General features: G+C 63.7%; 6 protein-coding genes. 1 reads left to right on the top strand and 5 read right to left on the bottom strand.

The window, feature by feature from the left end; translation table 11 throughout:
• Positions 1-76 precede the first annotated feature (76 nt).
• The 5 genes from PQR02_RS38685 to PQR02_RS38665 form a co-directional block, all read right to left on the bottom strand.
• Entirely contained in the window at positions 77-2323 is a 2247-nt protein-coding gene (locus PQR02_RS38685) for a polysaccharide biosynthesis tyrosine autokinase (RefSeq protein ID WP_408243102.1), read from the bottom strand.
• Positions 2324-2374: 51 nt separating this feature from the next.
• Entirely contained in the window at positions 2375-3514 is a 1140-nt protein-coding gene (locus tag PQR02_RS38680) for a polysaccharide biosynthesis/export family protein (protein ID WP_408243101.1), read from the bottom strand.
• A 72-nt stretch (positions 3515-3586) separates the two neighbouring features.
• Positions 3587-4972: an undecaprenyl-phosphate glucose phosphotransferase gene (locus PQR02_RS38675; protein WP_408243100.1), complete on the bottom strand. Its 1386-nt coding sequence runs from the start codon at positions 4970-4972 to the stop codon at positions 3587-3589.
• 54 nt (positions 4973-5026) lie between these two features.
• Positions 5027-6607: a sugar phosphate nucleotidyltransferase gene (locus PQR02_RS38670; RefSeq protein WP_408243099.1), complete on the bottom strand. Its 1581-nt coding sequence runs from the start codon at positions 6605-6607 to the stop codon at positions 5027-5029.
• Positions 6608-6698: 91 nt separating this feature from the next.
• Entirely contained in the window at positions 6699-7715 is a 1017-nt protein-coding gene (locus PQR02_RS38665; protein ID WP_408243103.1) for a helix-turn-helix domain-containing protein, read from the bottom strand.
• 984 nt (positions 7716-8699) lie between these two features.
• Here PQR02_RS38665 and PQR02_RS38660 point away from each other — a divergent pair.
• Entirely contained in the window at positions 8700-8846 is a 147-nt protein-coding gene (locus PQR02_RS38660; RefSeq protein ID WP_408243098.1) for a hypothetical protein, read from the top strand.
• Positions 8847-9209 lie beyond the last annotated feature (363 nt).

The raw sequence follows: 9209 nt of genomic DNA, 5'->3' as shown, positions 1-9209 counted from the left end.
TGCGGGCGTTGTTTTTTGGGGGTCTTTTTTTGGGGGGGGGGGGGCCGCGCGCGCCCCGCCGCCCCCCACCCCGCCTTCAACCGGCCACGCTGTCGTACCCGTAATACCCGCCCTGATACTCCGAGCCGAGGAACGCTCCTTCCTGCGGCACGTCGGTGAGCAGCACGCCGCGCATCGCCACGCCTGCGTTGCGCATCCGCTTGGCAGTTTCGATGATCTCGTTAAGCGGATGACGGCCGTGGCGCACCACCAGCAGCGTCGTGCCCGCGTGTTTGCCGATCAGCGCCGCGTCCGTGACCGCGAGCACCGGCGGCGTATCGACGATCACGACGTCGTAGTACGCCTTCAGTTCGTCGAGCATCGTTTCGAAGCGCTTGCTCATCAGCAGCTCGGCCGGGTGCATGGAGAGCGAGCCCTTGGGCAGCACGTCGAGACCGGGCAGCACGTCGTGCTGGATCATCGAGCGCAGATCGCCGCCGCTCAGCACGTCGGACAAACCCGGCTGATGCGCGATGCCGAAGTGCGAATGCACGTCGCCGCGCCGCATGTCGCCATCGATGATCAACACCCGCTTGTCCGCCGACGCCACCAGCGCCGACAGATTCACCGACAGGAACGACTTGCCGCTATCGGGCCGCGAGCCCGTGATCATCACGACGTTATTCTCGGCGTGATTGAGCGAAAGCTGCAGCGAGGTGCGCAGATTGCGCACGCCTTCCACGGCCATGTCCTGCGGCGCCTGCTGCGCGAGCACGTGCTGGCCGCGCCGCCGCAGCGCGACCTTCTCCTGCAGCCGCAACTGGGTCTGGCTGCGCGGCACGACCCCGAACACGGGCACGCCGAGCATCGCTTCGAGTTCGTCGGGACGCTCCACGCCGCTGGACACCGCGCGTTTGAAGAAGGTCAGCATGATGCCGAGCGCGAGGCCGCCGCCGAGCGCGCTCAGGATCGCCAGCGCGCGCTTCGGGCGCACGGGGTCGTCGGGCGCTTCGGCGAAGTCGACCACGCGCACACCGCCCACCTGCTGGGCCACCTTCGTCATGCGCAGTTGCTGAGCGCTATTCAGCAGGTTCGTGTAGATGTCCGTGTTCACGTGCACGTCGCGCAACAGACGCAACGTGGTCTGCTCGGTATCCGGCATCACCGAGACGCTGCGGTTCATGGTGGTTTGCGCGCCCTGCAATTCGGCGATCTGTGCGTCGATCGCGGCCACCATCGGATGGTTCGGCGTGAAGCGCAGCGACATCTCCGCGCGTTGCTGCTGCAAATTGAGCAGCTTGGTCTTGTTGTCGACGATCTGCTGCAGCAGCAGGCGGCTTTCTTCGCCGATGTCGACGGAGCCGTGCGCATTGCGGAACTTGTTGTAGCGCTGCTCGGCGTCGTCGAGCGCCTTGCGCGCGTCCGGCAACTGCTGCTCGATGAACGCCAGCAGGTGCCCGGTCTCGTTCGAGCGGCTGTCCACGTCCTGGCGCACGAACTCGTGCGCCACGTTGTTGACGATCGCCGCCGTCAACGCGCTGTCACCGCCTTCAAAACTCACGCGAATCACGCCCGACTGCGCCGCGGTCTCCTCCACTACCAGCGCCTTCTGCAAGCGGTTGACCGTGCTCAGCGTCGATGCGCGCGACAGTTCGAAATGCGAGCCCGGCACGCCGACCAGCTTGTCGACGTGCAGCGTAATCGGCCCGTCGGCGGTATCGGTTTGCACGGTCTCGCCGACCCGGCCCGACAGAATCGCGCTGCCGTTGCGGTCGCGCAGCACATAGGCGCCATCGGCGCCGGCAATCAGCGTGAAGGGCGCGTCGTACAACTCCTTCGACGTATCGAAACGCGACACCGCAATGCTCTCGTTGCCCCATGCGAAGCCCGACAGGTTGATGGACGACGGCAGCCGGAAACCCCACTTGCCGTTCACCAGCCCCGCGATCAGTCTGCCGACCACCGGAAAGTAGCGCGGCTTCGCGCTGATGTCCAAGTGCAGCTTCCTGACCGTGTCCTCCGTGACCAGCCTCGATTTGAGCAACTCGATCTCGGCGGCCGCGGGGGAAGGCCTGGTGTCGAACATGCCGCCAAGCGGCGGCGACGTTTCCCTGCCGTTCGCATTGACGTTGGCATTCGCCGTTCTGTCCTCGACGTGGAACAGCACGTCCGCGCGATAGGTGGGCGGCGTCAGAAACGCGTATGCGCAGCCCACCGCGAGCGCGATCAGCGTCACCACCAGAATGGTGCGCCAACCGCGCACGATCGTGCGGAGATAGTCCGACAGATGACGCCCATCTGCCACGGACACGTCGGTGTAACGGTTTTGGTAGTTCATTGCCATGTTCTTCACCCAGCAAAGCCCGACGGTTCAGGTTTCAGGTTGCACGGCGGGTTACTTCGATACCACCACGCCCGTCACCGCCGCATTGATCGCCGGCAGCAGCAGGTTCAGCACACGGTTGAAGCGAACCAGTCCGCCCTGGCCGACGTACACGACGTCTTTCGGCTGAAGCTCGAACTGATTGGCCAGCACCATCGAAACCGGCGAGGTCGCATCGAGGTGATAGATCTCCGGCGAAGCGCTCGTCGAATTGCGGATCACGAACAACTGGCGCGCCGCGGCCGTGTTCGAGTCGAAGCTGCCGCTATCGGAGAGTGCCTGCGACAGCGTCAGCGAGCCGTTGCGCATCGGCAGCACGGTCGCCGGCTTGTTGACCTCGCCCATCACATACACGCCGCTGTCTTCACGTGCCGCCACGCGCACCAGGTCGCCCGGTTGAAGATAGATCTGCGACGGGTTGTGGCCGCGCTTGATCAGATCGTCGATGTTGAGCGGGTAGTTCACACCGTTACGGATCAGAAGGACGCGGCTCCGGTCCGCAGTCGTGGCAAAGCCGCCGGCCTGGTTGATCGCCATCGTCAGCGACATCGGAATGTCGTTCAGCGATTGCGCGCCAGGCGTGCGCAGTTCGCCGTCCACATAGATCTGCGCATTGCGGAAAGACGCCACCCGCACCGTCACTTCGGGCTTCTGGTAGACCTTGCTCAGACGGTTGTACAACTCCTTCTGGATCGTCGCGCTGTCCTTGCCTGCCACATGCAGATTGCCCGCGTACGGGAACTGCACGTCGCCGTTTTCGTCGACCATGAAGCCGGGAATCGCATCCGCAGTGCGCGAGCTCTGCGTCGGCTGTCCGAGCGCGGCGGCCAGTTCCGGGTGATCCCATACGACGATCTGCAGCACGTCGCCGGGGCCGACCCTGTACACCGGCGGCTTGCCGAACAGCGCGAGCGTCGTCGGCGACAGCGTTGCCGACGTTTGATCCGCATTCATCTTGCGCAGCAGCGACAGGTTGATATCGGTAATCGGTATCGTCTGCTGCTGCTGGGGTTCCGTGCTGAAGTCGCCACCCGTCTCCTGGATCGTGGCCGGCGTGACCATCCGTTGACCGGGCACGATGCCGCACCCGGAAAGCAGCGTTGCCGTAGCGAAAACCAGGAGACTTCCTGTGCGTAGTCCAAGTGAGCTCATGATGTTTCCTCCGTGCGCCGGAGCGCCTGTTCCCGGGAACAGGCATCCCCCAGCGTGTTTGTTAACTACGTCTTAGTAAGCGTTTCGATGCACCAGTCCGGCCACTATCGTCGCGCCGATGATCCGCATGTCGAGTGCGAACGACCAATGACCCAGGTAGTACAGGTCATGCTCGACGCGGCGCTCCATTTTCTCGATGCGGTCGGTCTCGCCCCGAAAGCCGTTGATCTGCGCCCAACCCGTAATGCCCGGCTTGATTCGATAGCGATTGATATAGCCCGCGACCACTTTCAGATAGAGGTCGTCGTGCTCGAGTGCGTGGGGACGCGGTCCGACGACCGACATGTCGCCACGCAGCACGTTGAAAAATTGCGGCAGCTCGTCGAGGCTCGTGCGGCGCAGGAACGCGCCCACTCTCGTCACGCGCTTGTCGTGGCGCGTGGCCTGGCTGAGCGTGCCCTTGGCCTCGGTATGCAGACGCATCGAGCGGAACTTGTAGATCGTGAAGACGCGGCCGTCGGCACCCTTGCGCTTCTGTTTGAACAGCACCGGTCCGCGCGACGACAGCTTCACCGCGATCGCGATGCCCAGCAGCAGCGGCGCGAGAGCGATCAGCGCCCAGGCCGCGAACAGGCGGTCGAAGATTTCCTTCTTCAGCATCGAACTGGCGGACAGCGGCGAGGCGACCAGATTGATCGCCGGCACGCCGAGCAGATCGACCACGCCGCTGCCTTCGAACAGCGCGTGGCTGCGCACGTCGGGCACGAAGCGGATGTTCACCAGATCGTCGCGGAACTCGCTGATCAGCGAGCAGATCAGCGGCTCCTCGCTCAGCGCGAGCATCAGCCAGAGTTCGTGCACGTCGTTCGTGCGGATGTAGCCGGCGAGCGCGTCGACGCTATCGAACACCGGCACGCGCGGGTTCGTCACGGCCGACGCGTCCGGCAGCGTGTTGTAGACGGCCGTCGCGCGAAAGCCGGCGGTCGGCGCGGCTTCGATGCGCCGAATGATGGCGTCGCACTGCGAGCCGCTGCCGACGATCGCAACCTGGTGCAGATTCATGCCGGCGCCGCGAGCACCCGCCAGCACCGCGTGCGTGATCAGCCGATACGCGATCATCAGCCCGCCCGTAACCGCGGTCCAGTACGAGAACCACAGGCGCGACACGGCGTCGCTGCGATGCAGTGAATACATCAGCACGAGCGCGCAGGCCTGCACGATCAGCCACGCGAGCGAGACCTGGCCCGCCAGCGCCAGCTTGGAGCGGCCACGCCACGATTCGTACACGCCGAACGCCGGAAAAATGGCCAGCGCGAACGCGGCGGAAAACATCACCAGCGCCCAATAGAAGCCCGTTTGAGCGAGATAGTCGAAACGGATCTGCGACGCCACCGCAGCACCCACTAACACCAACGCGACATCGAAAACTCGCGCGAGTAAATCCTGAAACTTGCGCATTTTGCTTACCTCATCCTTGCCGTTCCTGTACGAGAATGAATCGCGGCGTGCTGCTCACGAACAGCGGCCGTAGTTGTCGTCGAACCTCACAATGTCGTCTTCGCCAAGATAGGCGCCTGACTGGATTTCAATGATTTCGAGCGGCACCTTGCCGGGGTTTTCAAGCCGGTGACGCGTGCCGAGCGGGATATACGTCGATTCGTTTTCGCTTAGCAGGAACTGCTCGTCGCCACGCGTGACGAGCGCCGTGCCACACACCACCACCCAGTGTTCCGCGCGGTGGTGATGCAGTTGCAGCGACAGCTTCGCGCCCGGCGTCACCACGATGCGCTTGACCTGAAACCGGTCGCCGTGATCGATCGAATCGTAAAAGCCCCAGGGGCGGTGCACCTTGCGATGCGCGTCGGCCTCGGGCGCGTGCTGCGCCTTGATACGTGCGACCAGCCCCTTGACGTCCTGCACGCGCGAGCGGTCGACCACCAGCACGGCATCGGCGGTTTCGACCACCACCACATTGGCCGTGCCCACGCACGCGACCAGCCGTCCTTCCGAATGCGCGTAACTCGACACCGCGCCTTCGAACGCGACCCGGCCGCGCCCCGCGTTGCCGTTCTCATCCTTGTCCATCGCGGCCCACACGGCGTCCCACGAACCGAGATCGGACCAGCCCGCGTCCAGTCTGACAACGACGCCCGTGGGCATCGCCGCCGGGTCGGCTTCATGCGTGCCGTTCGCACCGTGCGTGCCGTGGAGCGCGCCCGCTTCGGCGGCTTCGGTCAGGCGCTCCATCACTGCGTAGTCGATCGAGTTCGGCTGCACGCCGAGAAACGCATCCAGCTGCGGACGGAACACCGCGCCCTCGGTGAGCCCGCCGGCAAACGCGCGCTCGCACGCCGCGTGCATGTCGGGTTGCAGGCGCTTGAGCGTCTCCAGCCACACGCTCGCGCGGACGATGAAGATGCCGCTGTTCCACCAATACGTGCCCGCCGCGACGTACTGCGCGGCGAGTTCTTGCGCGGGCTTCTCGACGAAGGCGTCGATTGCATGGGCGCCGTCGCCCAGATCGGCGCCGATGCGGATATAGCCGAAGCCCGTGTCGGCACGTGTGGGCGGCACGCCAAGCGTCGCGACCGCGCCGCGCTCCGCATGGCGCGCGGCGCTCGCCAGCGCGCCCTGCAAGGCCGGCAGATCGGCGATCGAGTGATCGGCCGGCATCACGATCAGAATCGCGTCGCCACCCTGCGCGCGGGCGAGCGTTGCCGCCAGCGTCAAAGCCGGCGCCGTGTCGCGGCGCGCCGGCTCCACCACCAGACGAGCCTCCACGCCATTTCCGTGAAGCTGTTTTGCAATCACGAAGCGATGTTCTTCGCCGCATACGATGATCGGCGCAGGGTCGACGCTCCAGCCGGCCGGAAAACCGTCCATACGCCGCGCGGTTGCCTGCAGCAGCGAGTCGGAGCCGACCACGTCGATCAGCTGCTTCGGAAAGTTTTCGCGCGACACCGGCCACAGCCGCGTGCCCGAGCCGCCCGCAAGAATTACCGGGACGAGGTGCGTGCAACGCGCGCCAGCGCTTGTCGCGGCCGCGTCGTCCGGTCCTGCCGACGTGGCGTTCCCAGTTCCCTGAGTCAACATATTTGGAATCCTTATAATTCTCAAAAGTCAGGAAAAACCTTCCCTGCTGCCGCGTTCCTCGCGCAGCCGTCAGGGCGCCCCCCGTCGCGTGCTATTCGCCTGCCATTCGGCGGCTTTGAATCCGGAATTCGGTCGGAGAAATTCTCATCCGCTTGCGAAACACTTTCGCCAACCTGTCGCCATTGCCCATGCCGGTGCGCCGGGCAATCTTGTCGACCGGCAACTCCGATTCGGTCAACAGGCTGCACGTCGCCGCGAGGCGTTCGTGCAGCAGAAAGCTCGACGGCGTAATGCCCATTTCCATCTTGAAGCGGCGCAGAAAGTTGCGCTCGCTCATCGCGGCGAACTGCGCCGCGTCCGCAATCGAAATCGCCTGCTGACAGTTTTCCTGCAGCCAGCGGGCCGCCGCGCGCACCTTGTCGCCGGGACTCAGCCCGCCGTCCTCGCCGAGCAGCGGCGCGAGGTTCGTGCACGAATCGGCGAGCAGGCGTTCGGCCACCGAGCGCGCGGCGCCGCCGCCGAGATCGCGCTTGATCATCGCCAGCGCGCTTCGCATCGATTCGAGGCGGTCGCCCGCATCGGCGCCCGGCTCGGCCTGCCGCGCGCCGTGCGCTATCGCCCGGCGCCAATCGGCGCTTGGGTTGCTGTCCGCCACCTTGCCGTGGGGCACCTTGCTGTTGCACACATAAGCCGCCTCGAGCAGCGCGCGGCCCTCGGCGATCGGCCGGATCATGCCGGTGTCGCCGCGCACACGGCGCAGCCATATAATCAGCCGCTCGTCGTTGGCGGCGGCGCATGCGCCCTTGCCGCCCGCGATGTACAGCGCATCGAAGCCGCCGTCATGCCGCGCGTCGAGTCCTTCGGTCCACACGCGCAGCCCCGCCGACGAGGTCACCATGCCACCGTCGGCGGAGAGAAAAGAAACGTCGTACACCCAACCGCCCGAGCCCGACGAAGCCAGTTCGTTCGCTGCCTGGAAGACCTCTGCCACCACGCCCGCGCCCTGCAGCGAGCAGTCGTTGAACATCAGTAGCGCGATGCGACGGGTACCCTTGTTCGGAGCGGGCACCCAGCGCAGCATTGCAGACTCGAGACTCGCGCAAGTCATAGTCATCCTCTCGCCGGAAAACAGATCCACTTTTCACCTTTCACGGCCACGAATCGCGCCACTCTGTACAGCATCATAGTGACGGCTAATCCAGCATTTAACCGCCATGACCGAAAGTGTGGACATGTTGGCGCATTGCCTATGCGGATGGTCAAGTGAAATCCCGCACTGACCGACCCCATTTTTTCACCGGATTAATCTGCGCTTCGCCCCACGAATGAATAGGCATTTCGCGAATCTTAGTGCACATAAAAGGATGTTTAAGTACGCCACCGCACACTGCGAGGCCACTCGAAAACGATGAAGCCACAAATCGATCCACCCATCATCTCGCGCGTTTGAAGTTATTTCTTTCTCAGAAACGCGTCGCCCGATGACAATCTTCTTTATCGCAGCGGAGGCTTCCCCAAGTGCGGCATCGCCTCGCTTCCTCCTGACGATTGCCATACGCGGGATAGTGAACAAATGCAGAGCCCAATATAGGCACGTTATAAGGCAAAAAAATTATTTAATTGGCTTTATCGGTTTTCAAAAATAACTCCGGCGATTTATGTTGCAATCGTGAAACATGAATATGAGAAAACGTTTGCGATCGTCGCAATTCACGGACCATCATTTATTCAGCTGAATCATAAACAGTTCCATTCCGCCAGCGAATTGCGGAAATGCGCTACAGGTCTTTCGCAAGAAACCGCCATGCGGCGCGAATCACGGCGTTTACAACCTGGCGATCTAGCCGTTCTGCGACGCGTTGCTTGCGGCCCCTCGCGAGGCACAGTGCAGAAGAAGATGCACAGCTTGCAGCATTCTCCCGCAACGCTGAGCGGAGAACGGTTGCAGTGACCACATTCCGGAGCCACGTGGCGCGCAACCGGCACGATCTGATGATGGTTCGGCGCAATGTGACAGGATCGGCGTCCGCTTGCGCACAGAAAGCGCTGGCGGTGCCGGGTTAGGATGCCGGACAACTTGCGGAAATACTCTATGACCGGCCTTGCGTGGGCAACCTTGATACTGGCTGCGACGATCGGCGCCTTCCTCTTCGCGACGATGGGCGCGCTCGGCCTCGCGCTGCTGCTGGCGGATGTATCGGACCGGCTCGCACGCAGCGACGACAACCGGATCTACTAGCGGCATCGCCCTGGAGTTACGCGCAAGCAGGCGAAGCGGCGCGCACGCGCGCCATCCGGCTGCCGCGCCCGGCCGGGAAGCGAATTCAGAAACCCCGGCATCGACGGCAAAATCAGCGCACACTCCTGACTGCTTCCGCGTGGAGCGAAACGCCAACTGGGAGTTCATCATGGCAAAAGGTCAGATGCGCAGTAACCGTGAAGTCAAAAAACCGAAACAGGAGAAGAAGCCACAACCCGCCACGGCGCCTTCGGGCGCGCCGCCGATACGCGTAGCACCGAGTGCCTCGGCGACACAAAAAAAACACTGAAAGAAGCGTTAAAAGAAGCGGCCCGGGTCGACGCGCCGGGCCGCGTCTTGACG

It is taken from the genome of Paraburkholderia sediminicola (assembly GCF_046026895.1).
Classification (GTDB): domain Bacteria; phylum Pseudomonadota; class Gammaproteobacteria; order Burkholderiales; family Burkholderiaceae; genus Paraburkholderia; species Paraburkholderia sediminicola_C.
Note: the sequence above shows the minus strand (reverse complement) of the source record. Positions and strands in the feature narration are given on the sequence as shown.